At 57.7% G+C, this 24,724-nt stretch carries 25 protein-coding genes; 8 read left to right on the top strand and 17 right to left on the bottom strand.

The annotated features are described in order from the left end of the window. Window positions 1–3: 3 nt before the first annotated feature. Entirely contained in the window at window positions 4–1,029 is a 1,026-nt protein-coding gene (gene exbB, locus AVCG78_RS13590; protein WP_071584725.1) for a tonB-system energizer ExbB, read from the bottom strand. Window positions 1,030–1,439: 410 nt separating this feature from the next. Here exbB and AVCG78_RS13585 point away from each other — a divergent pair, with 410 nt between their 5' ends. Next, entirely contained in the window at window positions 1,440–1,604 is a 165-nt protein-coding gene (locus AVCG78_RS13585) for a DUF1328 domain-containing protein (RefSeq protein WP_041698999.1), read from the top strand. A gap of 179 nt (window positions 1,605–1,783) precedes the next feature. Here AVCG78_RS13585 and AVCG78_RS13580 read toward each other — a convergent pair whose 3' ends face one another. After that, a complete protein-coding gene (locus AVCG78_RS13580; RefSeq protein ID WP_012654253.1) occupies window positions 1,784–2,557 on the bottom strand; it encodes a Crp/Fnr family transcriptional regulator in 774 nt (257 codons plus the stop codon). Between the two features lie 141 nt (window positions 2,558–2,698). Here AVCG78_RS13580 and AVCG78_RS13575 point away from each other — a divergent pair, with 141 nt between their 5' ends. Next, window positions 2,699–3,127, top strand: coding sequence for a response regulator (locus AVCG78_RS13575; RefSeq protein WP_071203297.1), 429 nt, complete (start codon window positions 2,699–2,701; stop codon window positions 3,125–3,127). 52 nt (window positions 3,128–3,179) lie between these two features. Here the strand turns inward: AVCG78_RS13575 and AVCG78_RS13570 are convergent, their stop codons facing one another. Further along, window positions 3,180–3,746, bottom strand: a complete 567-nt coding sequence (locus AVCG78_RS13570; protein ID WP_012654255.1) for an RNA polymerase sigma factor — start codon at window positions 3,744–3,746, stop codon at window positions 3,180–3,182. Next, window positions 3,743–3,958 carry a NepR family anti-sigma factor gene (locus AVCG78_RS13565; RefSeq protein ID WP_070167055.1) on the bottom strand — a complete coding sequence of 72 codons (216 nt, stop codon included), beginning with the start codon at window positions 3,956–3,958 and terminating at the stop codon, window positions 3,743–3,745. Before AVCG78_RS13565 ends, AVCG78_RS13570 begins: the two co-directional genes overlap by 4 nt. A 419-nt stretch (window positions 3,959–4,377) precedes the next feature. Between AVCG78_RS13565 and AVCG78_RS13560 the strand changes: the two genes are divergently transcribed. Continuing rightward, window positions 4,378–4,542 (top strand): DUF1328 domain-containing protein, encoded by a 165-nt coding sequence (locus AVCG78_RS13560; RefSeq protein ID WP_012654256.1) that lies wholly within the window; start codon window positions 4,378–4,380, stop codon window positions 4,540–4,542. Between the two features lie 141 nt (window positions 4,543–4,683). Here AVCG78_RS13560 and AVCG78_RS13555 read toward each other — a convergent pair whose 3' ends face one another. From AVCG78_RS13555 to AVCG78_RS13540, 4 genes are all read right to left on the bottom strand, one after another. Next, window positions 4,684–4,998 carry a hypothetical protein gene (locus AVCG78_RS13555; protein WP_071208028.1) on the bottom strand — a complete coding sequence of 105 codons (315 nt, stop codon included), beginning with the start codon at window positions 4,996–4,998 and terminating at the stop codon, window positions 4,684–4,686. Window positions 4,999–5,160: 162 nt separating this feature from the next. Beyond that, window positions 5,161–6,228, bottom strand: coding sequence for a zinc-binding metallopeptidase family protein (locus AVCG78_RS13550; protein WP_071203296.1), 1,068 nt, complete (start codon window positions 6,226–6,228; stop codon window positions 5,161–5,163). A gap of 254 nt (window positions 6,229–6,482) precedes the next feature. Beyond that, window positions 6,483–7,478 (bottom strand): sensor histidine kinase, encoded by a 996-nt coding sequence (locus AVCG78_RS13545; protein WP_071203295.1) that lies wholly within the window; start codon window positions 7,476–7,478, stop codon window positions 6,483–6,485. Between the two features lie 177 nt (window positions 7,479–7,655). Further along, window positions 7,656–8,450 carry a response regulator gene (locus AVCG78_RS13540; RefSeq protein ID WP_060716861.1) on the bottom strand — a complete coding sequence of 265 codons (795 nt, stop codon included), beginning with the start codon at window positions 8,448–8,450 and terminating at the stop codon, window positions 7,656–7,658. Between the two features lie 749 nt (window positions 8,451–9,199). On the opposite strand from AVCG78_RS13540, the gene AVCG78_RS13535 reads away from it, so the two are divergent. Next, window positions 9,200–9,394 (top strand): NepR family anti-sigma factor, encoded by a 195-nt coding sequence (locus AVCG78_RS13535; RefSeq protein WP_049777363.1) that lies wholly within the window; start codon window positions 9,200–9,202, stop codon window positions 9,392–9,394. 135 nt (window positions 9,395–9,529) lie between these two features. On the opposite strand, the gene AVCG78_RS13530 is transcribed toward AVCG78_RS13535, so the two are convergent. From AVCG78_RS13530 to AVCG78_RS13520, 3 genes are all read right to left on the bottom strand, one after another. After that, entirely contained in the window at window positions 9,530–10,042 is a 513-nt protein-coding gene (locus AVCG78_RS13530; protein ID WP_012654262.1) for a Dps family protein, read from the bottom strand. A gap of 110 nt (window positions 10,043–10,152) precedes the next feature. Next, window positions 10,153–10,587 carry a hypothetical protein gene (locus tag AVCG78_RS13525; RefSeq protein WP_071203294.1) on the bottom strand — a complete coding sequence of 145 codons (435 nt, stop codon included), beginning with the start codon at window positions 10,585–10,587 and terminating at the stop codon, window positions 10,153–10,155. A gap of 3 nt (window positions 10,588–10,590) precedes the next feature. Next, complete coding sequence (locus AVCG78_RS13520) at window positions 10,591–10,890, bottom strand: DUF883 family protein (protein WP_071203293.1); 300 nt, start codon at window positions 10,888–10,890, stop codon at window positions 10,591–10,593. A 286-nt stretch (window positions 10,891–11,176) separates the two neighbouring features. On the opposite strand from AVCG78_RS13520, the gene AVCG78_RS13515 reads away from it, so the two are divergent. Further along, on the top strand, window positions 11,177–11,374 hold the full coding sequence (locus AVCG78_RS13515) for a CsbD family protein (RefSeq protein WP_060716888.1): 198 nt from the start codon (window positions 11,177–11,179) through the stop codon (window positions 11,372–11,374). Between the two features lie 96 nt (window positions 11,375–11,470). Here AVCG78_RS13515 and AVCG78_RS13510 read toward each other — a convergent pair whose 3' ends face one another. Both AVCG78_RS13510 and AVCG78_RS13505 read right to left on the bottom strand, forming a co-directional pair. Next, window positions 11,471–13,087: a cisplatin damage response ATP-dependent DNA ligase gene (locus AVCG78_RS13510; RefSeq protein ID WP_071203292.1), complete on the bottom strand. Its 1,617-nt coding sequence runs from the start codon at window positions 13,085–13,087 to the stop codon at window positions 11,471–11,473. Beyond that, on the bottom strand, window positions 13,087–14,097 hold the full coding sequence (locus AVCG78_RS13505; protein ID WP_071203337.1) for a ligase-associated DNA damage response exonuclease: 1,011 nt from the start codon (window positions 14,095–14,097) through the stop codon (window positions 13,087–13,089). Before AVCG78_RS13505 ends, AVCG78_RS13510 begins: the two co-directional genes overlap by 1 nt. Before the next feature lie 113 nt (window positions 14,098–14,210). Here AVCG78_RS13505 and AVCG78_RS13500 point away from each other — a divergent pair, with 113 nt between their 5' ends. After that, window positions 14,211–15,242 carry a MerR family transcriptional regulator gene (locus tag AVCG78_RS13500; RefSeq protein ID WP_081355338.1) on the top strand — a complete coding sequence of 344 codons (1,032 nt, stop codon included), beginning with the start codon at window positions 14,211–14,213 and terminating at the stop codon, window positions 15,240–15,242. 182 nt (window positions 15,243–15,424) lie between these two features. Further along, a complete protein-coding gene (locus AVCG78_RS13495; RefSeq protein ID WP_012654268.1) occupies window positions 15,425–15,661 on the top strand; it encodes an Lrp/AsnC ligand binding domain-containing protein in 237 nt (78 codons plus the stop codon). A gap of 20 nt (window positions 15,662–15,681) precedes the next feature. Here the strand turns inward: AVCG78_RS13495 and AVCG78_RS13490 are convergent, their stop codons facing one another. Both AVCG78_RS13490 and purU read right to left on the bottom strand, forming a co-directional pair. Next, window positions 15,682–18,606, bottom strand: coding sequence for an aminotransferase (locus AVCG78_RS13490; protein WP_071203290.1), 2,925 nt, complete (start codon window positions 18,604–18,606; stop codon window positions 15,682–15,684). 278 nt (window positions 18,607–18,884) lie between these two features. Continuing rightward, entirely contained in the window at window positions 18,885–19,769 is an 885-nt protein-coding gene (gene purU / locus AVCG78_RS13485; RefSeq protein ID WP_071203289.1) for a formyltetrahydrofolate deformylase, read from the bottom strand. A gap of 414 nt (window positions 19,770–20,183) precedes the next feature. Here purU and AVCG78_RS13480 point away from each other — a divergent pair, with 414 nt between their 5' ends. Continuing rightward, window positions 20,184–21,221: a glycoside hydrolase family 5 protein gene (locus AVCG78_RS13480; protein WP_234665165.1), complete on the top strand. Its 1,038-nt coding sequence runs from the start codon at window positions 20,184–20,186 to the stop codon at window positions 21,219–21,221. Here AVCG78_RS13480 and AVCG78_RS13475 read toward each other — a convergent pair. Both AVCG78_RS13475 and AVCG78_RS13470 read right to left on the bottom strand, forming a co-directional pair. Then, the gene (locus AVCG78_RS13475; RefSeq protein ID WP_156582985.1) at window positions 21,164–22,474 is read right to left on the bottom strand and encodes a UDP-phosphate alpha N-acetylglucosaminyltransferase; all 1,311 of its coding nucleotides are present in this window, start codon (window positions 22,472–22,474) and stop codon (window positions 21,164–21,166) included. The genes AVCG78_RS13480 and AVCG78_RS13475 overlap by 58 nt on opposite strands. Then, on the bottom strand, window positions 22,471–24,657 hold the full coding sequence (locus AVCG78_RS13470) for a GumC family protein (RefSeq protein WP_174089757.1): 2,187 nt from the start codon (window positions 24,655–24,657) through the stop codon (window positions 22,471–22,473). The genes AVCG78_RS13475 and AVCG78_RS13470 overlap by 4 nt, the downstream gene beginning before the upstream one ends. Window positions 24,658–24,724 lie beyond the last annotated feature (67 nt).

Genomic DNA, 24,724 nt, shown 5'->3' with positions numbered 1-24,724 from the left:
GGATTACTCCGTCACCACCTTGAGGCGGGCGGCGCGCACATCGGCCGGCACCTTGCGGAAATCGAGATCCCGGCTGACCAGCCGCTCCACTGCCGTTGCCGCATCCAGCAATTGCTGGCGATAGCCGGTCACCGCGCGGGCAAACACGTTATAGATTACCACGGCGGGAATGGCGGCAACCAGGCCGATGGCCGTGGCCAGCAGCGCTTCGGCAATACCAGGCGCCACCACGGCAAGATTGGTGGTCTGCGACTGCGAAATACCAATGAAGGAATTCATGATGCCCCAGACGGTGCCGAACAGACCGACAAAGGGACCGATCGAGCCGATGGTGGCAAGAATGCCGGTTCCTGCTGTCATCCGGCGTCCGGCGCGCGATTCGATCCGCGACAGGGCCGAGCTTACCCGTTCCTTGACGCCGTCATTGCCGGCATAATCAAGCGCAGGCTCTGATAGTTTCAACTCGCGTGCAGCGATCAGCAGCATGTCCGGCACGGTGCCGCGCCGCTTCTGCAATGCGCCTGCCGCTTGCGAGAGGGATCGCGCCTCTTGCAGCACAGCCAGACCGCGCCGCAGCCTCGCCTTTGAGCCGGAGAGCTGAAGAGTTTTGACAAGGAGGATGGTCCAGGTTGCAACGGAGGCAAGGCCAAGGGCAATCATCACTGACTTCACGACCCAATCGGCGGCCATGAACATGCCAACAGGAGAAAGATCGTGGGGAATGTCGGAGCGCTGGACCGCGGCGGCTGGAGCATCCACTGCGACGCTTTCTGTGGGGGAGGGTGCCGGAGCTGGCGTGCCGTTTTCCGCTGGTGGGGCTGTCAAATTGGTGGTTGCCGCAGGCGCCTCTTGTACCGGCGTTTGCGCAGGCATGGCTGGGGCTGGTTCGCTTGTGGTTTGCGCGGGTGCCGTGCCTTGCTGGGCGAAGGCGGTGGCTGAGCTCATCAGCGTGCCGGTTATCAGCAGACCCGAGCCAACAACCACGGTCATGCTCACGCGAGCGAGCGAAGAGGAGCGACGATACGCCATCAAACAACCTTCCGATCAAAATCCATTGCCAGCATGTCCCGCGCATGGCGGGGCCGTGCCTTTAATTGTTTGTCGATATTAAAGTTGAGTTATGTTTTCAAGTATAATCTTGCCAAGGATGCATTTTCCCTGAGCTTGCCAGGGAAAAGTGGTTTCCGGTTTTCCCGGTCAGGCAAGCTCACACACAAGATCAGAGAGACTGCCTGGTTCAGAATGAAGCGGGCAGTCTCTCGTGCTTGCCAGGGAAAAGTGGCTCCCGGTTTTCCCGATCAACGGGCATGGAGCATGGCGGATTGTTGCCTGCGAAGACCATGGAAAATTGCCCATGCCGGGTGTCGCTCATTGCCAATGACGGAACATTTTCAGTCGCTTGCCGTTCTCCTGCCGATAATTCTTTCAAGGAGCCTGTCATGCTGCACTGGATTTTGATTTTTCTGCTGATTGCTGCCGTTGCCAGCCTTCTCGGCTTTCGGGGCGTGGCGGGCGCTTCTGCCGGTATTGCGAAAATCCTGATCTTTATCGTGTTGGTAATCTTTATCATCGCCTTGGTCAGCGGCATTGTCATCGTCGCATAAAATACAGGTATTACAATAGACTTGCCTTATCCTGCGTCCTTCGGCGTGGGAGAAGATGCCCGTTCCTTGCCCCCCAAGGCGGGCGAAGCCGAAGTCCGCCGGATCTCCAGCTGACGGACTTCGGTTTCTTTATGAGAAACGGCAGATAGTGTATCGATTGATCTCAACAAAAATGCCGCTCATATAAATGGACGGCGCATGACGCCATCGGGCGTCCAGTTTGCGGCAGCCTGAAGACCGGCGCTGTCGAGGATCTCGCACCCACGGTCCAGCCAGCGGATCAGGCCACGGGCGGTCAGCTTTTTCAATGTCTTGTTGGTGTGAACGATCGAAAGGCCGAGCGTGTCGGCAACATGGACCTGGGTGATTGGCAAATAGGGTTTCTCCGCGTCGATGAGCCCAGCCACCCGGCCGCGATCATCCAGGAAAGCCAGCAGATAGGCAGCGCGTTCCAGTGCGGTGCGCCGGCCAATGCTGATCAGATGATCGTCCAGCATGCTTTCTTCGCGTGAAGCAATCCAGGTCAGGTCGTAGCCAAGGCCTGGATGTTTTTCGAAAAGAGAAAAAAGCCGCTCTCGCTCAAAGACGCAGAGCCGCATGGGTGTCAGCGCTTCGACGGAATGGGCCATTTCATCGAAAACCGCGCCCTGCAAACCGATCATATCACCCGGAACCACGTAATTCAGAATCTGCCGGCGACCATCCTCGAGGATTTTATAGCGAAACCCCCAGCCGGTCAGGGTTGTGTAAAGATGGGCGCTATGGCTGCCTTCAACAAGGATTGTCGTCCCTGCGTCAGCATGAAATTCACCCTTTCGGAACGCGCGAACGAACTCAAGTTCGCCGGGTGTAAACTCCCGGAAATGATCGTTGAGGCGGATGGGGCAGACCAGACAGGCCGTGTGAATTCCGTTCTTGAGCCGTTCTCCATGTCTTGCCGGTTCCTCTGGCATTCCGCCTCCTTATTTGCTTTTATTTTCAGTAAAGTATCAGGTGGAGCAAATGTTCCTGATTGAGGAGGGGTGACATGTCTTTTTTAAATGACCCGAAGCGATGAAGCACCGATAAGGGCTTTTAAGCAAAAAGGTTAATCAATGACTGAAAAGCCGCTGCATGTACTCGTTGCTGAAAAGCAGGCCTTGATCGCGATCGAGATCGAGGTCGTGCTCACGGAAGTGGCAGGCGGCAAAATCACCGTTTGCCTCCCTCGCGATATGCCATTGAGATTGAGCGAAGCCCGCTACGATGTGGTGCTGATCGATGCGACCATCATGCCGGAGCAGAACCGCACGCGGTTCGATCTTATTCGAAGTCATGATGCCGGAGTGGTGTTTCTGACCTCCTTCGACGAGGTGCCCGGGTTTAACCAGCCGGAACCGGGCTTTGCGCTCCTGACGAAGCCGTTTGACGAGCAACGGCTCCTGGCTGCGGTATTTGAAGCGGCGGCCAATCGAGATCCGATGGGCACAGGTTCAGAGACAAAGATCAAGGGGAATGGCGCCGATCAGGGGCCGAACAGATGACAAGCAGATCTCTCCCAATCGGCGCGACCCGCGCGCCGATTGGGAGATGTTGTTATACCGCGAATGCGCGTTTCGTTACCGCAGCGTCATGGGCGTCGGGTCCGAAATCACCTTCTCCGCTCACACCAAGAATCTCCTGCAGGCGGTTTCGCGCCCGGTTGATCCGGCTCTTGATGGTGCCGACGGCGCAACCGCAAATTTCCGCCGCTTCCTCATAGGCGAAACCGGAGGCCCCCACCAGAATAATGGCTTCGCGCTGGTCGCTCGGCAATTGATCGAGCGCCTTTTTGAAGTCCTGAAGGTCGAGCGAACCGTATTGCTGAGGATGAACAGCCAGCTGTGAGGTGAAAATGCCGTCTGGGTCCGAGACCTCGCGGCCGCGCTTGCGCATTTGCGAATAGAATTCATTGCGCAGAATGGTGAACAGCCAGGCTTTCATATTGGTGCCTGGTTCGAAATGATCCTGCTTTGCCCAGGCTTTCATGATCGTATCCTGGACAAGATCATCCGCGACGTGATGGCGTCCGGCAAGCGAGACGGCAAACGCACGTAGATTGGGCAGGGCAGCCAGCATATCTCTCTTGAAGCCGCGATCATCCGATTGCTTTTCAAGGGTCATCGAGCAGTGTCCTTCCTGTCGCACTGTTTCCCCGCATTTTGTTCGGCGGCATCCAGACGCTCAAGCAAGTCCATGAAACGGTCCGGAATTCCTTCTTCCTGGACGGAATCATAGAATTGCCGGAGCTTGCTGCTGATCGTGCCGTGTGCCTCAGCCGGGATTCCCCCGGTTCCATCCTCTCCTGCGTCACGATGATTATGCTGGTTGTTCATGATGTCTCTGACGGTTGATTTTAATGTGAGGCTTAACGGACCATATCTGAGAAGGTTCCGCTTCCCCCCGCATATTTTTTCTCCGGGTTCGTCTCTAGCGTCAGACATGAGGCAAGGAGGAAATTATGCTGAAAATATAACGTGTTAAATTGAAATGTCGCATATCGAGAACAAGATGTCGAGTGACAGCATTTCATCAAATTAAGGTGAAATGATAACGGTCCTCAATTGCCGGCTGTCGGCGACAGCGATCTATGGACCCAGCTCGGTGTGCTGCGCTTTGGGCGGGCAAGAAATTATCGAGAAGATCCAGACTGTCGCTAACCGGTTTGCGACAAAAAGTAACGTCTTGACGAGGTGGATGGAACTTTGGCCCCAGATTTTCGTTTCTAAATCAGTTGATAACGGAGTTCAAATCCATGCTGTATTATTCTCTCGTCTTTCTCGTCGTCGCTCTTATTGCCGCCGCATTGGGTTTTGGTGGTATTGCTGGCGCTTCGGCCGGTATTGCAAAGATCCTGTTCTTTGTCTTCATCGTGCTCTTCCTGATTTCGCTGGTGAGCCGTCTGTTCAGGCGCGCCTGATCCCTGCGAACTGGTAACAACGATAGGGCCCGGCAAATTGCCGGGCCCTATTGCGTTTTATCACCGGACGGAAGCACAGGGAGTGTGAAAAAGCTCACAATGCCCTCGGGTGTCCAGGGGCTTATGGATATTTAGCAGACTTTAGAAGCGGTTATTGTCCAAGGCCACAGCCTGCACTTGTTTTTGAGAACCGCCCTGGCTTTTCAACGCTTGCAGTTCGCGCGCCCCCATGATGGAGCGAATGCCGGTTTTTCCTGCAAGCAGGCTGGGTGCGACGGGAACACAATCCCCATACATCTTCAGGGCATAACCTTCCAGACGACGCAATTTCTCCGGCAGATCTGCCCGGCACAGGTTTGCATCGGCATAGTCGATCACGGCGACAGGCCGGTCTATGCAATCCGTTCGTTCGGGATGACAAGCAACAATCACCATTATTGCCGCAAAGCTCATCATGGCCAATCTCCTTACCCTTGAAAAGGGTAACGGCCTGGCTATTCGCTTGTTCCTGATGGGGCTGGCGGGAGAAGGGCAACATGGGCATGCTGTCGCCAAAATATCACAGTAATCAGCTGCGAGTGCCCGGGGAACCCGATGGTTCCCCGCTGCAGGTCGATTTCAGAAGCCGGCTTTATGCGTGGCCCCATGAATGAGGTCGTGGATATATTGAAGTTTCACCAAGACGGGTTCCGACAGCACGAAGGGATAGAGATCCGGCTGGCCCATGCTGCGGTTGATACTGTTGACGGCGACAGTCAGCGGGACCCATGCATCGATCAGGGCTCTGACGCCGTCCACTCTATAGGGGTCGAAATCGACTTTCACGGTGAGGTTTTGTTCATCGATGATCGGACGGGTGCGCAGGCCGAACGCGTAGGCCGTTTCCAGGGCATCGACAATATGGATGTAGTGAGCCCAGGTTTCGGCGAAATCTTCCCAGGGGTGGCTGGCGGCATAGGCGCTGATGAAGCTGCCCTCCCAACCCGGAACTGGTCCATTGGCATAATGCCGTTGCAGGGCTTCGCCATAATCTTCTTCGTCATTGCCGAAAATTGCCCGGCATTGCTCGAGTTGGTTGCCGTCGCGCACCAGGACATTCCAGTAATAATGACCGACTTCGTGGCGGAAATGGCCGATCAGGGTCCGAAACGGTTCGCCCAGGGCCACGCGCCTTGCTTCGCGCTCCGCATCGGAACCCTCGGCGATATTCAGGGTGATCAGGCCGGAATCATGGCCGGTCATGACGGGCTGGCCGCCGGTGCGGGCTGAATCGTCTTCCAGGAACTCGAAGGCCAGCCCGTCTGGCGTCGCATCAGTGCGCGTGACCAACGGCAGGCCGAAGCGCTGGAGTGAATAAAACAACACGTGTTTGGCATTTTCGATCTTGCGCCAGTTTTCGAGATTGTCGCTGCTGGAGAGATCAGGAATAACCAGATTATGGCGGCAGGCGAGGCAAAATTCCTCACCGTCCTCGACCAGCCAGTTGCAGGCGTCATGGCGCGCATTGGCGCAGAGCCGGATAAAGCCCTGCTGCGGCACGCCATCGATCAGCGCGGCATTGCTGGAATCAATGGCGATAAACCCGTTATCGGATGGGCGAAAACCCAACAGGGAATGGCAGGACAGGCATTGGGTGTTATCGAAGAACACCATGTTTCTGCAATTGGAACAATTAAAGAGGCGCATCAGGGCTCCATGGCTCGCTCCTGCACAGTCGCTCGCAAACCGGAATAGTGTTGCGACAGGATTATGCAGCAGGTTTGAATTGTCTCGCAAGTGGACTTGCATCGTTTCCGACGCACCGTATTGCGGCGGGGTGCAGTGTCGCGGCGTGTAAACGCATTCGCATACACAAAGTCCGCACTCACGAAAGCCCGCACCCACAAAAGATTGACGAGAGGAATAGGTTCCCTGCTCAGGGACCGTAGCGTGAAATACAGTTATTCATGCAGTTCGACTGGAAATGTCAGCTCATAATAGACGCTTTCCTTATCGAACCGGTGGACGACATGGCCGTTGACGGAAGCGGGCACAACACGTTCGAGCACCGTGCTGCCAAATCGTCCCCTGGCGCGTTCCAGATCCTCGCCAGACAGTGTTTCAATCGGCTCGTTCCAGGTCACCCGGATTTCCTCGCCATTGCGTGTCCATTGCTGATGACAGGCGACCTCGATTTTCTTGCGTTGGCTGATGAAATCGCCGTGGCTGACCGCGTTGACGATCAGCTCATGCAGGGCAAGCCCGATATGCAGGGAAGCATTGGGCGACAGCAGAACATTATCACCGGACACCTGAACAAGATTTGCCGTTTCCGGCACGTATTTTTCCAATTGCTGGCGGACCAGATCCTGGAAATAAGCGCCGCGCCAGCTGGAATCGGTAATCAGGTCCTGCGACATCGACAGTGCATGCAGCCTGCCGCGAAACTTGCCCAGAAACTGGTCTAGCGTCCCGGAATAACGTGCCGTCTGAAAAGCAATACTTTGAATGATCGCCAGCAGGTTTTTCGATCGGTGGCTGACCTCACGCAACAGCGCGCGCAATAGCCGTTCGCGGCGCTTTTCTTCGGTCCGGTCCACCAGGATCGTCATCATGCAGACCTCTTCCGGGCTGATGCGGATCATCCGGCAGCGAAATTCAAACACCGTATCGTCGCCCGGTTCGACATTCAGTTCCGCACCCTGGTCCGCCTCCACCAGCCCGGCTTTCAACTCCCGCAACTGGGCGCCGATTTCGGGTCCGAAAATCGAATCGTCACTGGGTTCTTCGCCATGGGCAAGCGGCCAACGCTGGGGCAGGGATGTAATGCAGATATAGCGCCCGTCCATGTCCTGAAGGGTCAGGCTTGCGCCAATATCCAGCAGGGCCGTGATAAAGAACTCACGCAAGGGCCTGTCAGCACGCTGCGGTTCGAACCATGTCAACCGATTTACCAAGTGCTTCTCTCCAGCGGCGGTAGCCCCTTTTCAAGGGCGCGCGGCATCCATGCGCCTGCATAGTTTCACCAACATCGCAATGACGATCCGTTTTATCCGGCGCCTCGTGCTTCGACGCTATCTCTTCATTGACTGCGATGCCAAACCGAACCGGTCCAAAATCGCATGGTCCAGCCGTCAGGCATCTTGTTTGGCATGTTCGTTGAAGAACAGTGCCTGGCTGATCAGTGCCTTGACCATATCGGGATTGAACGGCTTGGTGACGAGAAATGCAGGTTCTGGCCGCTCGCCGGTCAGCAAACGTTCCGGGAAGGCGGTAATGAAGATCACCGGTACGGTATCCACCTTCAGGATATCGTTGATGGCGTCGATGCCGGAGCTTCCATCGGCAAGCTGGATGTCGGCAAGCACCATTTTCGGGTTGGTTCGGCCATAAAGCTCAACGGCTTCCTTGTGGGTCCGGGCAATGCCGGTGACGCGATGACCAAGATCCTCCACCATCTGCTCAATATCGAGCGCGATCAGCGGTTCATCTTCGATGATCATGATGTCGGTTGCCACCTGGCGGGAGATTTCCACGGCGGCCTGGTTGAACAGACCCCGGAATTCGCTGTCGCTGACGCCGAGCACTTCCGCAGCTTCCTCATAGGTAAAGCCTTCGACTGAGATCAGCAGGAAGGCGTGTCGCTCACGCGGAGGAACGGCCAACAGATTAGACGCGGCCCGTTTTTCCCAGGCAAAAGGCGAGGTCATTGGCCGGATTTCGACATGGGTCGAGCCAAAAATCGTGACAAACAGTTTATAAAGCGAAACCCGATCACTGCTGGCTTCGGGATAGACCGAAAGATCGGCGATCAGAGCCTCCAGAACAGCGGCGACATAGGCGTCGCCTGATGTCTGCGAGCCCGTGACAGCTCGGGCATATCGCCTCAAATAAGGAATATGAGCAGCGACGCGGGTGGTAAGGGACATTCAGCTTCTCCAGTTTGCACGAATGCAGCATAAACTCGCTAGCAAACGCGGGGATCCAAAAAAAGTTCCAAATTTCGTCCGGCTATTTGCCGATCCGTGCGGGGTGCCGGTCGATATCGATCCATTCTATCCACGTCATGACCTGCACTTATATTATCGTGCAAAGACCCCGATGTGTCCCCGTCTCGAAGAGATCGCAATATATCAAATCTGTCAAAGGCTTGAGATATTTGCAAAGGGTATGACGAGCGATCTTCGATGATTTTCGTCTTTATGGGCAAGGCAAACCACTGTCGCGAGACTGGGAAAAGAATGGGCAGGCGTTAAAATCAGATGATGCTCACGAGCTTATGCCAGTGGACCGGTGAAGTTCAAGACGCAAATCCTGCGGCAATCCTTTCCTGCCAAAATCATTGAAGGCTTTTCGGTCACTAGGGATAAAAGGGTTTTGATTCGACCAACACCCCTGGATTTCTAGAATTGCTATAGATATCCACAGTGGTTTAAACAAGCAGCGATATTCATTCTGATGTTCAGGGTCAATGCATCGGATGCAGTTGATTTATATGTTCGAATGTTCGGATCTCTATTTGACAAAGATCAAGAAAGCCATGCCCGGCATTGTGCTATTGTCTTGTTTGTAACTGTCTTGGATACAAAAAACCAGGATTGCTCTTGCTGCGATCTATTTCTTGATAGAATGCATATCATATAACAAGCTCCCTCTCCAGGCCGCAGGCATTGACATCATGTCCGAAAAAAAGTCCTCGAAATCCGTCAAAGCTCCGGCAAAGCAGAGCCAGGCCAATGCCATGATCGCGGCGCGTTTGAAAACCTATTACGATGAGCTTGTCGAGGAGGGGACCCCGGATCACTTTCTGGACCTGCTGGAGAGGCTCGATGCTGCCGAGCAGGCGGCGAAGTCCAAGTCGGATAAAGCCTGAAACCGGTGTTCACGACACACGAGGTGACGGGAAATATAGAAAAAGCGTCATGTGTTTTGCAAATCACATGACGCTTTTGTTGTTCAAACCGGTCTTTTCGGTGAAACTGGCTCCGGCATTTTTCTGAAAATGCTCTTATGAAGCGATAATCGCCCGCAGCATCCACAATGCTTTTTCGTGGAAGGTCAGTCGCGCTGTCAGCATGTCTGATGTAACCAGATCGCCAGCTTCGTCGGCAGCCTCGCCGACCTCGCGCATCTGGCGCACGGCAGCCTCGTGGTCTGCGATCAGATCTTTGACCATGTCGATGGCGGCGTGATGCTGGGTCTCGCCAGTCTTTGGTGCGAAATTGCTGCTGCTTTGCAGGTTGACTGGGGCAAGATGCCCGAGGGCACGAATACGCTCGGCAATAATGTCGACGGCGGCAAACAGCGTGTTGTAATGCTCTTCCGTCAGTTCGTGGATCGGCTTGAACAGCGGGCCAACCACGTTCCAGTGATAGACCTGGGTCTTGATTGTCAGCGCATAAGTGGCTGCCAGGATCTTGGAGAGATCCTTGGAGGCCTGTTCGCGGTATTTGTCTTCGAGACCGATGCTGATTTTTTCGTCACGAGCTCTGGGCTTCAATACTTCTGCAACTTTGGCCATGGATTTGGTCCTTTCGGTTAAAAACAAGGCGACAAAGAACACCGCCGAAACAGGGCTCCGTCGTCGGTTGAGGTTATGACTGCACTTAACAACTGCTATTGGATTTGCCGTTACTTACGGCCGATCCCCTGGCTGCGCGCAAACAGATAGGCCAGCATGCCGACCGCCGCGACCCCGACGATCGGGTTGACCTTCAGCATCCCAGGCAAGCGTCCCATCAGGCCCATGGTCAGTGGATCGGTCGCTGCCAGCGTCGCGGTTTGAAGAAATGCCCGCCGGCGCGCCTCACGGCGATTGATGATAGAGACGACCGCTAGTGTGATCAGACCGATCAACACCGCGACGCCTGTAATCACCAGCCCGGCCTGGCCTGATCCGATTTCAGCTGCCAGGAAGATCCAGCCGGAAACAATCCCCGCAACGATGGCAATCAGAAAGCAAAACCCGGCAATAGCGCCAGCGATGGCGTTGCGCCGAGCCTTGTCGATTCTTGGCTTCACGCCTTCTGCGGCCACCAGTGTCAGACGTGTGAGCAAACCGAACATTGATTAGCGCCGCGACAGCAGAGCGAAAATGAAGCCGAGACCGGCGGCAATCGCGACCGACTGCAAAGGCTTTGCCCGAATTTTATCTTCCAGATCCTGTTCCAGCGCGGAAACGCTGCTGCGTGCGGAGCTGATCGCATCCGATGCCTTGTCGCCGACCTGATGCAAGGTTGCACTGCCGAGGGAGGCGAGCGTGCTCGTCAGCGAGGCAACGTCCTGCTTGAGCTGCTCGATCTGTGCTTCGAGTTCCTTGGACCGTGCTTCTGCTTCCACATCGTTGACGGCTTCATTGATATCGACCATGGACGAACTCCTTCTGGATTTTAAGGCTGCGCAAACCGTTATCCCGTCTGCGGCTCGAACTCTATCAACAAACGTTGCTCAGGCCCAAGGGTTCCATTTTTCAACTATTTTCGGATCACCTATCTTGCATGGGATGATTGTGTTGACCCCTGTGCAAGCGCGCCCGATCGTCATAATCGGAACCTTCCAGGTTGCATGACGTTAATCTCATGCTACCATGCTCGGACCGCTGATATTTGACGGCGGCACGGGCTTCTTGAAATCGCCAATCGCAGAGGAGACCGCGATGAACTGGAACCGTGTTGAAGGCAATTGGGAACAATTCAAGGGCAAGGCCCAGGCTCAATGGGGCAAGCTGACCGGCGACGACCTGGATGTTATTGCTGGTAATCGCAAACAATTGAGCGGCAAATTGCAGGAACTCTATGGAAAAGGCCAGGATGAGGCCGACCGAGAGATCGACGATTGGGTCAAACGCCACTAATATACCCTAACCGCAGTCTGGCGACATGATGTCGTCTTGCGGGTGCGGCGCTGGAAACCATGATGGTTCTGGCGCCGCTTTTTTATGACGTTATGGTCATGCTGGCAGCATATGCAGCAGCGTTTCCAGGCGGTCAGCATCACGCGGAAGTTTGTCGCTCCGTAACCGCGAAATCCGGGGAAAGCGCATGGCGACGCCGGATTTGTGCCGGGTGGACCGGTTCAGCCCTTCAAACGCCACCTCCACCACGAAACCATGCTCCGGCTCGGCGCGGATCGAGCGGACTGGTCCGAACCGGTCGATGGTATTGTTGCGCACATATTTATCGAGAATCTCCAGCTCCTGGTCGGTAAAGCCGAAATAGGCCTTGCCCACCGGCACCAGTTGCCTGCCGCCTTCCGGCATCTGCATCCAGACCCCGAAGGTAAAATCGGAATAATAGCTGGAGCGCTTGCCATGGCCGCGCTGGGCATACATCAGCACCGCATCCACATTCAGCGGCTGCTTTTTCCACTTGAACCACGGCCCTTTGGCGCGCCCCGCCTGGTAGATGCTGTCGCGGCGCTTGATCATTACCCCTTCGATGACCGGATCGGGCGGGGCGTGTCGCAGCGCGTCCAACTCGCCCCAGCTGGAAAACGGGATTAGCGGCGAGAGATCGAATCGGGTGGCGGGGGCTTTTTCGACAATCTCTGCAAGTAACCCCCGGCGTACCTCATAGCCGAGGTTTCGCACATCCTGGTCGCCGGTAAACAGCAGATCATAGGCGCGGATGAAGGCCGGATAATCGCTGAGCATTTTCGTCGTGACGCTCTTGCGGTTCAGCCGTTGCTGAAGATCGGAAAAGCTGCGGGTCGGCTGATTGGAGCGGGCGGTGCCGCCGACCAGCAATTCGCCATCGATCACTCCATCGAAATTCGCCGCCGCGACAATATCGGGAAAAGCCCCGGAAATGTCGTCGCCGGAGCGGGAATAGAGGCGGCAGGTGTCTCCATGGCGCGAAAGCTGCACCCGGATACCGTCCCATTTCCACTCGGCGGCATAATCGGCGGGATCGAGACCATCCAGATCGCCATTGCCGACCGGATTGGACAACATGACCGAATGAAAGATTGCCGGTGTCGCCAGCACGGGCTTGTCTGCGCCGCCCTCAAGCCAGGCAAACAGGCTCACATAGGGTGGCTCCAGCCCATGCCACAGCGTCTCGATCTCCCCGACATCCTTGCCCGACATCTCGGCAAGAGCTTGTTTGGCAAGCCTTGCCGAAACCCCGATCCGCAAGCCGCCGGTCGCCAGTTTGAGAAAGGCAAAGCGGCCGGACGTGTCGAGCTGGTCGAGCAGGTCGCGCACGGCACCCCGCACCTGGGTGCGGCCAAGCGATTGCATGAGGGCCACGACCTCGCCAAGGCTTGGTTCGGCAATTTCGGCCTTTTCGCCACGGTCCTGATCCCAGACCAGCGAAATGGTTTCGGCGAGATCGCCGACATAATCATAGGAATAACCGAAGAGGACAGGGTCCATCCGCTCCAGCACCAGTTCTTTCAGGAGGGCTGGTTTGACCGTCTTCAGATCGAGCGTTCCGGCCAGAACGCCTAGCGCATAACCGCGATCCGGGTCCGGTACGCTGGCAAAATAATCTGCCAACAGCTTGAGCTTGCCATTGCGGCTCGGGGTCAGGACGAGGCGGTCGAGAAGCGTAGCAAAGGCGCGCATCAATCGCCCTCGTCTTCATAGCCGACCAGATGCAGCGGCTTGGCGGTGATACCGTTCAACTCGCACCAGCGCACCAAAGCCTCTTCGCGTCCATGCGTGACCCAGACGGCACCGGGTTGCAACTCGCTAATCGTCTCGATCAGTTCCGGCCAGTCGCAATGGTCGGATATGACCAGCGGCAATTCGACTCCGCGCTGCTTGGCCCTTTGGCGCACCATCATCCAGCCAGAAGCGAAAATCGGCAATGGGTCGTGAAAACGCCGCGCCCAGCGATCGGCAAAAGCCGAAGGCGGGCCAATGACGATAGCGCCTTCGAAATGGCTGGAGCCGCCGCTTTCCACCGTTGCGGGGCGCAACTCTCCCAGCTCGATGCCCTGGCTCTGGTAATAGTCGCAGAGCTTGGCGAGCGCACCATGAATATAGATCGGTCTGTCATAGCCCGCCTGGCGGATCAGCGAAATCACCCGCTGCGCCTTGCCCAGCGCATAGGCCCCGACCAGATGGCTGCGCTGCGGAAACTGTTCCAGCGACCGCAAAAGCTTACCGATTTCCAGCGCTGGATCGGGATGGTGAAAGACCGGCAGCGCAAAGGTCGCTTCGGTAATGAACACATCGCACGGCACAGGCACGAAGGCCGCACAGGTGGCATCGGGCCGACGCTTGTAGTCGCCGGAAACAATGATACGTGTTCCCGCCCGCTCGATGGAAATCTGCGCCGAACCCAGAACATGACCTGCCGGATGAAAGCCGACGGCAACGCCGTCCAGCGTGACGGTTTCCCCAAAATCGACCGCCTGCGAAGACCCGGCAAAGTCCGCGCCGTAGCGCAACGCCATGATGTCAAGCGTTTGCCGTGTGGCCAGCACCTTATCATGACCGGCACGGGCATGGTCGGAATGGCCATGGGTGATCAGCGCCCGTGCCACCGGTCGCACCGGATCGACATAGAAATCGCCAATCGGACAATAGAGACCGGCAGGGGTCGGATGCAGCAGGGCCTCGGGCTTGATCATAGTGCTAAAATAGGGCGGGAGGCTTGAGAAGTGTAGAGCGAATTTGCTCTTGACCTGTCCCTTGGGGCCGCTTCCATACATATGGCGGTCAACAACGAACGAGGTGATTCGTGACGTATTCCGCTCACTATCTAAATGCTTCCGAGGCAGCGAGCCGGCTCGGCGTATCCATGAAGGCCCTGAGGCTCTACGAGCAGAAAGGGTTGATAACGCCGGTTCGCACCACTGCGGGATGGAGGACTTACGGTCCCGCCGAAATGGCTCGCGCCACGGACATCATTGCCCTGCGAGACCTGGGCCTCAGTCTTGCAGAGGTTAAGCGCGTGCTGGAAGGGGACCCGCAATGCCTTGAACCGGCTTTCGCGCGGCATCAGTCCGCACTTGAACGGACCATCCGGCAGATGGCGCAAGCCCTGGAGAAAATCCGGGCGCTGCGCCAGGATATCGCTGCCGGGTCGGTTCCGTCATTTACCGATCTGGTGGGCCTTTCGCGTCGCAGTGGCGACGTTCGGCTTGCCCTGGATCTTCCTTGGCCATGGGGTGGAGAACGCTTCGAGCTGCTGGATATTCGTCCAATCAATTATATTGTCGGTCCACTCGGATGCGGCAAGACCAGGCTTGCCCATGCCATCGCCGCCGCTTTGCCTGATGCAGCATTTCTTGGTCTGGACCGGCTTGAGGACAAGGGCAGTGCGGCAAAGGCGCGTCTTGAGGTTGATCTCTGTTTAAGGGAAAGGATTGAGCGGGCCTTGGCTTGGCTTATGGAGGAAGGGGCTGTTCCTTCTGATGCCTTGACGGCCCTTCTGGTCGGGCTGGAAGCTCACGGTCCCGCCTGCCTGGTTATCGACATGGTGGAGGATGGCCTGGATCGCGCCACGCAGGAGGCGTTGACCTGTTACCTGCGCCATCACTGCTCCCAATCACGCCCGCTGTTTCTCATGACCCGATCGGCGTCGATCCTCGACCTGGATGCCGTGACGGGGGACGAAGCCATCATTTTTTGCCCGGCGAACCACAGCCCGCCAAGCGTGGTCGCGCCTTATCCCGGTGCGCCCGGCTATGAGGCCCTTTCCACATGTCTTGCCTCACCGGAGGTGCGGGCGCGCAGCCGGGGTGTCGTTGCCTTCAGACCTCATTCGTAAATGCTGCTGACTGACGGATTGCCATTCGCCTGTGCATCCATGCGCAGGCGAGACCTGCGATTGCAGGGTGACATCCCGCTTGTATTTGCGGTATCGGATAAAGACAGTGTGGCATTGTTTTCTCAGGCATTGCCTGCACGGTCTTTCAGACGTTTCGACGCGCAATCTCAGGATCTATTTCCATGAAACCCATTTTCGTTCAGCTGCAATGTGTTCCCGGCAAGACCTATGAGGTGGCCGATGCGATCTATAAGGCGGAGATCGTCTCAGAACTTTATTCCACCTCGGGCGAATATGATCTGCTGATGAAGGTCTATATCGAGGATGGGCAGGACGTCGGTAAATTCGTTAACGAGCAGATTTCGGCTGTACCCGGTGTGGTCCGCTCGCTGACGACAATGACGTTTACCGCTTTCTGACCTTCATCAGGCGAAGCCTGTTACCAGCCTTCGGTCAGGACCTTGTCCAGCATGGCGACGAAGAAGCTGGCGCTTTCATAGGTCAGGCAGAGCGGCGGCTTGATCTTCAGGACGTTGAGATGGTCGCCGGTCGGCTGCATGATGATGCCGAGGTCGAGCAGCCGTTCGCAGATGGCTGCGGTTTCTTGGGCCGCCGGTTCCAGCGTCTGGCGGTCGCGGACCAGTTCGAGGCCGAGATAAAGCCCCACGCCGTGCACGGCACCGGCCAGGGGATGGACGGCAACCAGATCCTCCAGTTTTTCGCGCAGGAAATCGCCGACATCACGGGCATTGTCCTGCAAGTTTTCGTCGCGCATGATGTCCAGCACCGTCATGCCGATCACTGAACTGACCGGGCTTCCACCGGACGACGAGAAAAAGTAGCCGTCCTGCTCAAAGGCATCGGCAATCGCCTTTGTGGTGATAACGGCGCCGAGCGGCTGACCATTGCCCATGCCCTTGGCGATGGTGATGATATCAGGGATGACGCCCTGCTGCTCGAAACCCCAGAAATGATGGCCGAGACGGCCATAGCCGACCTGAACTTCATCGGCGATGCACAGCCCGCCACGCGCCCGGATCAAGGGATAGACGCCCTGGAGATAGCCGGGCGGCAAGGCGATGCCACCGGCATTGCCAAACAGGCTTTCGGCGATAAAACCGGCGAGGCCCTCACCTCCAGCATCGATGTCCTCCAGTGTCTTTTCCACCTCAGCGATATAGTCGGCGGCGCTATCCGGCCCTCTATGCGGGCCGCGATAGCTGTTGGGGGCGGTGACGGGCCATACCCAGTCCGGCCGGGTTTCCAGGGCGCGCGGATTATCGGCAATCGAGGTGGAGACCGCGTCGCTCGCCATGGTCCAGCCGTGATAGGCTTCCTTCAGGCTGACCAGGTTGCGTTTTCCGCTGGCCGCCCAGGCCAGCCGGATGGCGAGGTCCACGGCTTCCGAGCCGCTATTGACCAGAAAAACTGTGTCCAGTCCTTCCGGCGCAAGGTTCGCCAACCGCTCGGAAAATTCGGCGACGGCGCGGTAATGAAAGCGGGAATTGGTGTTGAGCCGCGACCACTGCGTCCAGGCCGCATGGGCAAGACGGGGATGGCCATGGCCGACGGTGGCGACATTGTTGACCATATCAAGATAGGCGCGGCCCGCCATGTCGAACAGGTGTTCGCCAAAACCACGCTCGATCTGCGGCGGATGGGCATAATAGTGTTTTTGCGGGCTGGCAAAATGCTGGCTGCGGGTCGCAAGCAGGGCTTCGCTGCCTGGCAGTTGCGCATCCAGATCGACGCCGAACAGGGCAGCCGGCGACAGGCAGACACGCCGCCAGGCATAGGCGTGATCGGGTCTGGCAAACAGCGGCGGCACGAGGTCAGGATCGCGGCAAAGCTGCAATCGCAGCCCGCCCACGGACCCTTCCGCTCCGGCAATCCGGCCAAGGGGCGTTCCTGCCTGCAATTCCGTACCGTCTTCAAACTGGCATTCCAGCCCATGGATATGCAGGGCCAGATCCTGTGCCATCAAAATGAAGTGCTGGCTGGTGCGCTTCAGCACGCAATCGAAGGGAACCACGGCCTCGGTTCCCGCTGGCAAGCAGGCATCGACATGCAGCGCAAAGGTTGCTGGCATGCGCGGCGACAAAAGCCTGGTATAGGACAGGCGGCATTCACCGTAGCGGGTCGCGGCAACACCGGTATCGGCGGCGGCCTTGGCCAGCAGCTTCCAGTCGATCTGGGCATCGGCCCAGTCGTCCTCAATCAGCGCGGGACTGAGAGTGGACAGGTCGGTCAGATGCACGCTGAGCGGATCGATGCCGGGCAGAAGCCGGCCAAGCACCGGGCGCTCTTCCGGTGGCTCCTGGCCAAGCTTGGCAAAGATCGCTGCTTCCATGACCGAGAAGGGCAGGGAGGTGGCGAGGGTGAAAATTTCCCGTTCATGTTCCAGATTGCCGGAGACATAATCATTGTCGGGATCGATCGACAATTGCTGCTCGCTGCTGGCCACCAGCACGGCAGCGCGTGCGACGATAAGGGGCCAAAGAGCTTTGATCTCGGCTTCATTCAACGGATAAAGCGCGTGAAAAGCCTGGATGACCGGCAGCACGCCAAAAGGATCACCATCGGCCTGGTGCAAGAGTGCAGCGCACGTCACGGCAAGGTCACCCACCAGCCAGCCTGTCACCAGATCACCGAAATCGATCACGGCTTGCGGCAGAAGCCGACCGGCGGCATCGGGCGCGCCCATGATGTTGTCACCGGTCAGGTCGTGATGCACGGCCTGAAGGCGCAGCTCGCCCAGCAACGGATTGATATGACGCATGGTGACGATCATCGCCTTGGCGACATCGTCACGGCGTTTTGGCTCGCTGACGGAGGCCAGAAGATGCAAGGTGACCGGTCCGGCACGCCGCAGATCCCATTGCAGGTCACGGTCCAGGCCGGGATGGTCGAAATCGGCCAGCGCCAACGCCATGCGGGCGCAAAAGCTGCCGATGGCGCTCATGGTCGCAGGTGCAAGATAGCTTCGCTGGCTCAGGGATTCGCCGTCGATATAGGTCAGCAGGCGGGCGTAATAGCTTTCCTCACTGAGGGTGACGGCCACGATCTCTTCTCCGCTGAGGGAGGGGACCGGTTCCGGGGCTATCGGGGCATCGGGGATTTGTGCCAGATGCCGCAAGGCCGCATTCTGGGCTTCCAGTTCGACGCTCGCATACTCCTGGCGGCAGATTTTCAGCACGAAGCGGCGGTCGCCGGTATCCACGCGGAAATTGCGGTCCTGTTGGGAACCCAGCTCCTTGACGGCGCCTTCAAGGCCATACTGCTCTTTCAGCAGGGTCACTGCCGCCTCAAGCGTCACGTGAGGCCGCGCAAGCCCGGTGCGCTGAAAGAGAAGGGTGTTTGGCATGGACTGCCTCCTGCAGAATCAATCGGCTGAGAGCTGGGCCTGTCCGGTCTGAACTCCGGTCCGACCTGCATCATGCAAGCTCATGTCTGTCTTCTTTTGGTTTCTCGCGTTGTAAAGCCGATAACCATGTTTCCTGACAAACTCTAGCAGAGAGAATCCGCGCGTCTATCGCCCATCTATAAAATAACATGGGGAACAAACGTTTGAGGTGTGGAAAGAGCCGGTTTCGCTTGTGAAGCGGTCCTGCTCGATCCTTGATGACTGGCCTTGATGCCCGTCTATCCCATGCGTTCCGATGCATAGGAGCCGGGGCTGGCCGGAAAAACCACGCTCTTATTGCCGTTGATGAAGGTGCGATGATGGATATGGGCATGGATGGCGCGGGCGAGAACCTGGCTTTCCACATCGCGGCCGATCGACACGTAATCCTCGGCGTTCTGGGCATGGGTGACGCGCGCGACATCCTGCTCGATGATCGGGCCTTCGTCGAGATCGGCGGTGACATAATGGGCGGTTGCCCCGATCAGCTTCACGCCGCGCTCAAAGGCCTGCTTGTAGGGATTGGCACCCTTGAAGCTCGGCAGGAAGGAATGGTGGATGTTGATGATCTTGCCCGACATCTTCTGGCACATCGCGTCGGAGAGGACCTGCATATAACGGGCCAGCACGATCAGTTCGGTACCGGTCTGCTGCACAAGCTCCATCAACTGGGCTTCGGCCTGCGGCTTGTTGTCCTTCGTCACCTTGATGTGGTGGAAGGGAATGTCATGATTGACCACGACCTTCTGGTAGTCGAAATGGTTGGAGACCACGCCGACGATGTCGATCGGCAGGGCGCCGATTTTCCAGCGATACAGCAGGTCGTTCAGGCAATGGCCGAAGCGTGACACCATCAGCAGGACCTTGACCCGCTCTGTCGCATCATAAAGCCCGATCTCCATCTGGAAATTATCGACAATGGGTGCAAGGCCTGCCTCGATCTTTTCGCGGCTTGCCCCCTGTTCGGAAATAAAGCTGACGCGCATGAAAAAACGGTCGGTACCCAGATCGTCGAATTGCGAGCTGTCGACGATATTGCATCCCATTTCCGCCAGATAGCCGGAAAGGGCCGCGACAATGCCGCGCTTGGATGGACACGATACCGTCAGAACATAACTCGTCATCTCGTCTTCCTCTGATGTGGCCGGTTTGTACGGCCTCTTTCCGTTAAAGCGTCTTCCGCCTGAAGAAGCGGGTTGTTAGCCTTCTGATTTATGATGCATAATCCATTGTCAATCCCGATCAATTCAGGGGGCTTGGCCCCGATCTAGTAAACTATTTTTCTTTTAAGGAAAAGTGTCGAAGAGCCATGAGAATGAAACTGCCGGGTTTGCGGGGCAAAAGGTGGTCCGATTGCGTCTTCATGCGCCGCATTGTGTCGCAACATTATGGTAGGACGCCGAATGACAGCGCAAATAAGTCCAGTCGCTGTTTGCCAGCACAATAGCTGCCTGCGTGACAGAACGAAAAACGAGGATAAGCAAATGGCAGTGATGACGACAGACAGATGTGAGAGCGTGTTGAAAAGGACCATAACCATGTCTGTGGCTCTCACGCTTTCGGTGGCACCGGTCATCAGCGGACAAGCGTGGGCCGGTCAGGCCTGCATGCGAGGGGTCAATCTTTCTGGCGCGGAATTCGGTGAGATTGGCGGCGCCCCGGACAGGGCCTATACCTATCCCAGTGCCAAGACCATTGGCTATTTTGCCGAGAAAGGCTTCAATTCTGTAAGGCTTCCCTTCAAGTGGGAACGCCTGCAACCCAAACTCAAGAGTGCTTTCGACGCTGACGAGCTGAAACGACTGGATACAGCCGTTGCACAGCTGAAGGAGGCGCATCTGCGGGTGGTGCTCGATCCGCATAATTTCGCGGTCTATCATCAAAAACAGATTAATGGCCCGGACGTGCCGGTGGAGGCCTTCGCGGATTTGTGGATGCGGCTGGCCGCTCACTATGCCAATGACCCGACCATCGTCTTCGGCTTGATGAATGAGCCGTATGACATGCCAGCCAGCCAATGGCTCCCGGCTGCGAATGCCGCCATTGCCGCCATTCGTCAAGTTGGGGCGAAAAACCTTATTCTCGTGCCGGGCGTGTCCTGGACAGGTGCGCATAGCTGGCAAAGCGATGGCTATGGCGGCGCCAATGGCGAGGTCATGCTGGGCGTGAAGGACCCCGGCAATAATTATGCCTATGAGGTTCACCAGTATTTCGACGCGGATTTTTCCGGCACCAAGGATGAATGCAGCCGGGCAGGCGACGCGGTGGCCGCCATAGAGACCTTCACGGATTGGCTGCGCAAGAATGACAAGCGGGGCTATCTCGGCGAATTCGGCGCGCCGGGCGCAGAGCCCTGTGTCAAGGGCATCAAGGACATGGTTGAAGTGGTGGAGAAGAACCCGGATCGCTGGGTCGGTTGGGCCTATTGGGTGGCCGGTGACTGGTGGCCGGAAACCGAAATGCTCAACATCCAGCCCGGCAAGTCCGGTGACAGGCCGCAACTGGCTGGTCTGACCCCTTATTTGCGCGATTTCTCGGCGGCCTCGGCGGATTGCCCATCCTTGCGGTCCCGGTAGGCCAAAATTTTGGTCCAGTCCACCGCATCGGCGGTGCCGATCAGAAACCACATCAGGGCGGCGGTCTTGATCGAATAGAAGGAGTTGCTGATCAGCATCAACAGCAGCAGATAGACCACCATCATGCCTCGGAAGGCCCAGGCCCTGGGGTCTTTCATCGGTGAGAGCACGAAAGCTGCCCAGAGCCCGACAAAGCCGAACAGGCCGAAATTGGTCAGCGTGTAGGAAATCCCGGAATCGGCGGTAAAGGCATCGGTGGTCTTTGCGCCGAGCACCACCTGGAAATCCAGGCTGTTGAGAATGCCTGCCGTCACTTTCAACCGGCCTGACAGATCATTGGCACCGCCTTCGGCCCCGACGATCAGCCCATAGGCGGCAATCACCGCCAGCAGCAGGAATGGGGCGACCAGCCAGACAGTTTTCGGAATGAACCGGTAGAGCGGCAGAAGCAGGGTAATGGCGACGCAGGTGAAGAAGCCGAAGCGTGCATCGGCCAGAACAATGCTGGTCATGGCCAGCGCCATGACGATCAGCCGCCACGGCATGGCGGGTCGAAACAGCGCCCAGGCATAGAGGATGACGCCAAAATTGCCAGCCGAGACCGGTTCCAGAAACACCGAGGACACCCGGTGCTGGCCGAGAAAGGGCAGGAGGGTGCGCGGCTCCGGTCGCAGCCCGGAAATGAACAGACCCCGTGTCTGGCCGAAGCTTTCCTGAAGTGTCACGGTGCCGCGGGCGATGTAATAGCCGAGCACATTGAAATAATCGAGATAGCTTTCAAGCGCCAGATATTCGTACAGCGCCACCGTCAGCACGATCAGGCCACAGGCGATCACCAGCCGGTCCGCCAGCCCGACATGGGCAACCCTGCGGCCCATGAAATAGAACCCGACCGGGATGAAGATGTCGCGCAGTGCTTTCAGGTCCAGCGCGCCGCGCAAGGCAAAGATCATCAGCATATAGCTGACGAAAAGCAGCAAGGTGAGGTAGAGGCCGGGGCGCCGGTCGACCGCCAATAGAAAGGCAGCGCCCAGGGTGGTCATTTCCCCCAGCATGACATGGGTGTCGCTGACGGGCATGATCCGGGTGTTGACGAAGCAAAGAAACAGATTGAGCACCAGCCCGCCGATGACAGCGAAAGAGGCAATCGCCGAGATGAGCCATTCGGGAAGAAACGCCTGATGTTGCGCCTCATCCTCCGTTAAGGACCGGTCGCCGGTGCCGGTCGGCCCGGTTTGCGCCGTCACCGTCATCCGGCGGTCTCAGCTATGATACGACCCACGACCCGTTCTGCGTCCTCGCCCAGCCGCGTCAGCAGTTCATCCAGGGCGGCGGCCTCGTCTTGCGCCGTGGTCAAAACCAGAATGACATCGGCCTCGGCGGCAAGGGCAGTAAGATGCTGCTCGCCGCCAACGCCACTGGCATTGAACCCGGCGCCGCAGGCATTGATTAAGGTGAAATCGGTTTCCGCCTGTAGGCTTTGCTCGACAAATCGCGAATAGGTGGGGCGACCGGAGGAGGCCGATGCTCCCGCTGCTGGCCGGGCTGGCTGGTTATGAGGCAGGGCGATACGCTCGTAGCGCAGGATATGCGAGAGAGGCGCGTCTTCAAGATCGGGCTGCTGCAATGCCTGGGCAAGGCTTGGTCGGGCATTGGTTTTTCTGTGCGAGCGGATCGCTAAGCGGTGATCCAGCATGGTACCATTGGCCAGCAGCACGCCGCGGTCCCGATCAGCCAGCTTCTGTGCCACATCGCCAATAAAGGCGCTGGCCACCGGCCTGCCGGCTGCAACGAAGAGAACGGTCAGATAAGCATAGCCTTCACCGCATTCTATCAGAAAACCGGCTGTGCTGGCGATCGCATGGGACCAGGCGCCGCCTGCAGCCGGTTGGGGTGTGTTTGCCGGAACAAGAGGCGAGACCAGCCGACGGCCAAAGGCGGTGATAAAGCCGAACGGATTGCGGGATCTGCGCTTTTTCGGTTCCGTTGCATCAGCAATCAGAGCGATCTGTCGTGCTGGCGGCACTGATGGCGCTTCAGCTTTGGTCGGATGAGGGGCGGCGTCGGCGGGCGCGATGAGGCTTGCTTGCGGCGCGATACGGTCTTGGTGAGTGGCGTCGACATTCTTGCGTGACAGGAGTTCCAGCACCACCGCCAGCGTGCTGCCGAAGGCCAGACCAAACAGGATGGCGGCGGCGAGGATCATCACTTTGAGGGTCGTGACCGATTTCGCTGTCACCACTGCCTCGGTGATAACGCGGGAATTGTTGATGGAGATCGTCTGTTCCTGGCTCAATTCCTCGGCGCGGTTGAGGAAGGCCTTATAAATGGTGCGGATGGCTTCCGCTTCGCTTTCCAGCTGACGCAAAGTGATCTGGCGCGCGCCGCTGTCGAAACTGGTTTTCGTCAGGCTTTGCAGCTGGGTTTCCAGCGCCTTGCGGTTGGCAACCGCCCGATCATAGCTGAGCTTCATCGACTGGCGTACGCGGTCCAGCTCCTGCTGGATGGCCTGGCGCATGCTGGCCACCTGCGAATTGATCGCCTTCAGCTGCGGATGGTTGCCGCCGAGATTGGCGGACGCTTCGGCCTGGCGGTCCTGTAGCTGGACATAGCGGTCGCGCAGCAGCCCGACCGTGGTGGACTGCACCGCTTCTGGAATATTGCCGTTTTCAACGGCAGCAACGGTAAGATTGCGGGTCTGCTGGTAAATGGCCTGCTGCTGTTCTTCCGCGCCGCGGGCTGCGATCAATTGCTGGTTCAGCCCAGCCAATTGCTGGTCGATCACCAGTCCGGTGACGCCGGTGCTGGCCAGGCCGTTGGCGGAGCGGAATTCCTCGACCGCTCTTTCGGCCTTCAGCACCCGATCTCGCAATTCACTGGCCTGCGCCTGGAAGGCGGCGCTGGCCCGGCGCGCTGCATCGGAGCGCGCTTCATCCACCTGTTTCAGGTAGACGGTGGCAATCATATTGGCAATGTCGGCGGCGGTCTTGGCAATGCGGTGTTCGACGGTGATCGACATGATGAAGGACTGGCCTTCGCGCTCGACTTTCACATGCCGGACCAGCCCGCCGATGGTGGCGGCCATGACCTCAGCAGGGGATGCGGCGCTGCCGGGCTTACCCGCATAGAGATAGGGGTCTTTCGTCAGGTCGAGCCGGTTGACCACTTCCCCCAGCACGGCGCTGGACAGGACGACATAGATCTGGCTGTCGAGGCTGGCCGGGTCGCTTTGCACAGCGGCTGCCGGCTGCCGGCTGTCGCTGCTGGTGGCCGACAGGCCACGCGGATCGAGCAGGATCTGGGTGGAAGACACATAGACAGGCTTCAGGCTGAGCGCATAGAGAAGCGCCAGACCGGCAAACAGCACGGCAAAGAACGCCAGGAAATACCAGCGCCGTCGCAAGATCCTGGGGATTTGAAAAATGTCGATGTCCATTTTCATGTCCAGGACCGGAAAACTCCAGCCGGTTGTCCTTTTAAGGGCATTGTCATACCGTCGCTCC

This window comes from Gillisella vitis, from assembly GCF_021559775.1.
In the GTDB taxonomy this organism is placed as follows: Bacteria; Pseudomonadota; Alphaproteobacteria; order Rhizobiales; family Rhizobiaceae; genus Allorhizobium; species Allorhizobium ampelinum.
This window is presented reverse-complemented; position numbering and strand designations above follow the sequence as displayed.

Excerpts from the sequence above, each read along its gene's own strand:
- exbB (WP_071584725.1), bottom strand. The coding sequence starts at position 1,029 with ATGGCGTATCGTCGCTCCTCTTCGCTCGCTCGCGTGAGCATGACCGTG.
- AVCG78_RS13585 (WP_041698999.1), top strand. The coding sequence starts at position 1,440 with ATGCTGCACTGGATTTTGATTTTTCTGCTGATTGCTGCCGTTGCCAGC.
- AVCG78_RS13580 (WP_012654253.1), bottom strand. The coding sequence starts at position 2,557 with ATGCCAGAGGAACCGGCAAGACATGGAGAACGGCTCAAGAACGGAATT.
- AVCG78_RS13575 (WP_071203297.1), top strand. The coding sequence starts at position 2,699 with ATGACTGAAAAGCCGCTGCATGTACTCGTTGCTGAAAAGCAGGCCTTG.
- AVCG78_RS13570 (WP_012654255.1), bottom strand. The coding sequence starts at position 3,746 with ATGACCCTTGAAAAGCAATCGGATGATCGCGGCTTCAAGAGAGATATG.
- AVCG78_RS13565 (WP_070167055.1), bottom strand. The coding sequence starts at position 3,958 with ATGAACAACCAGCATAATCATCGTGACGCAGGAGAGGATGGAACCGGG.
- AVCG78_RS13560 (WP_012654256.1), top strand. The coding sequence starts at position 4,378 with ATGCTGTATTATTCTCTCGTCTTTCTCGTCGTCGCTCTTATTGCCGCC.
- AVCG78_RS13555 (WP_071208028.1), bottom strand. The coding sequence starts at position 4,998 with ATGATGAGCTTTGCGGCAATAATGGTGATTGTTGCTTGTCATCCCGAA.
- AVCG78_RS13550 (WP_071203296.1), bottom strand. The coding sequence starts at position 6,228 with ATGCGCCTCTTTAATTGTTCCAATTGCAGAAACATGGTGTTCTTCGAT.
- AVCG78_RS13540 (WP_060716861.1), bottom strand. The coding sequence starts at position 8,450 with ATGTCCCTTACCACCCGCGTCGCTGCTCATATTCCTTATTTGAGGCGA.
- AVCG78_RS13535 (WP_049777363.1), top strand. The coding sequence starts at position 9,200 with ATGTCCGAAAAAAAGTCCTCGAAATCCGTCAAAGCTCCGGCAAAGCAG.
- AVCG78_RS13530 (WP_012654262.1), bottom strand. The coding sequence starts at position 10,042 with ATGGCCAAAGTTGCAGAAGTATTGAAGCCCAGAGCTCGTGACGAAAAA.
- AVCG78_RS13525 (WP_071203294.1), bottom strand. The coding sequence starts at position 10,587 with ATGTTCGGTTTGCTCACACGTCTGACACTGGTGGCCGCAGAAGGCGTG.
- AVCG78_RS13520 (WP_071203293.1), bottom strand. The coding sequence starts at position 10,890 with ATGGTCGATATCAATGAAGCCGTCAACGATGTGGAAGCAGAAGCACGG.
- AVCG78_RS13515 (WP_060716888.1), top strand. The coding sequence starts at position 11,177 with ATGAACTGGAACCGTGTTGAAGGCAATTGGGAACAATTCAAGGGCAAG.
- AVCG78_RS13510 (WP_071203292.1), bottom strand. The coding sequence starts at position 13,087 with ATGCGCGCCTTTGCTACGCTTCTCGACCGCCTCGTCCTGACCCCGAGC.
- AVCG78_RS13495 (WP_012654268.1), top strand. The coding sequence starts at position 15,425 with ATGAAACCCATTTTCGTTCAGCTGCAATGTGTTCCCGGCAAGACCTAT.
- AVCG78_RS13490 (WP_071203290.1), bottom strand. The coding sequence starts at position 18,606 with ATGCCAAACACCCTTCTCTTTCAGCGCACCGGGCTTGCGCGGCCTCAC.
- purU (WP_071203289.1), bottom strand. The coding sequence starts at position 19,769 with ATGACGAGTTATGTTCTGACGGTATCGTGTCCATCCAAGCGCGGCATT.
- AVCG78_RS13480 (WP_234665165.1), top strand. The coding sequence starts at position 20,184 with ATGTCTGTGGCTCTCACGCTTTCGGTGGCACCGGTCATCAGCGGACAA.
- AVCG78_RS13475 (WP_156582985.1), bottom strand. The coding sequence starts at position 22,474 with ATGACGGTGACGGCGCAAACCGGGCCGACCGGCACCGGCGACCGGTCC.
- AVCG78_RS13470 (WP_174089757.1), bottom strand. The coding sequence starts at position 24,657 with ATGGACATCGACATTTTTCAAATCCCCAGGATCTTGCGACGGCGCTGG.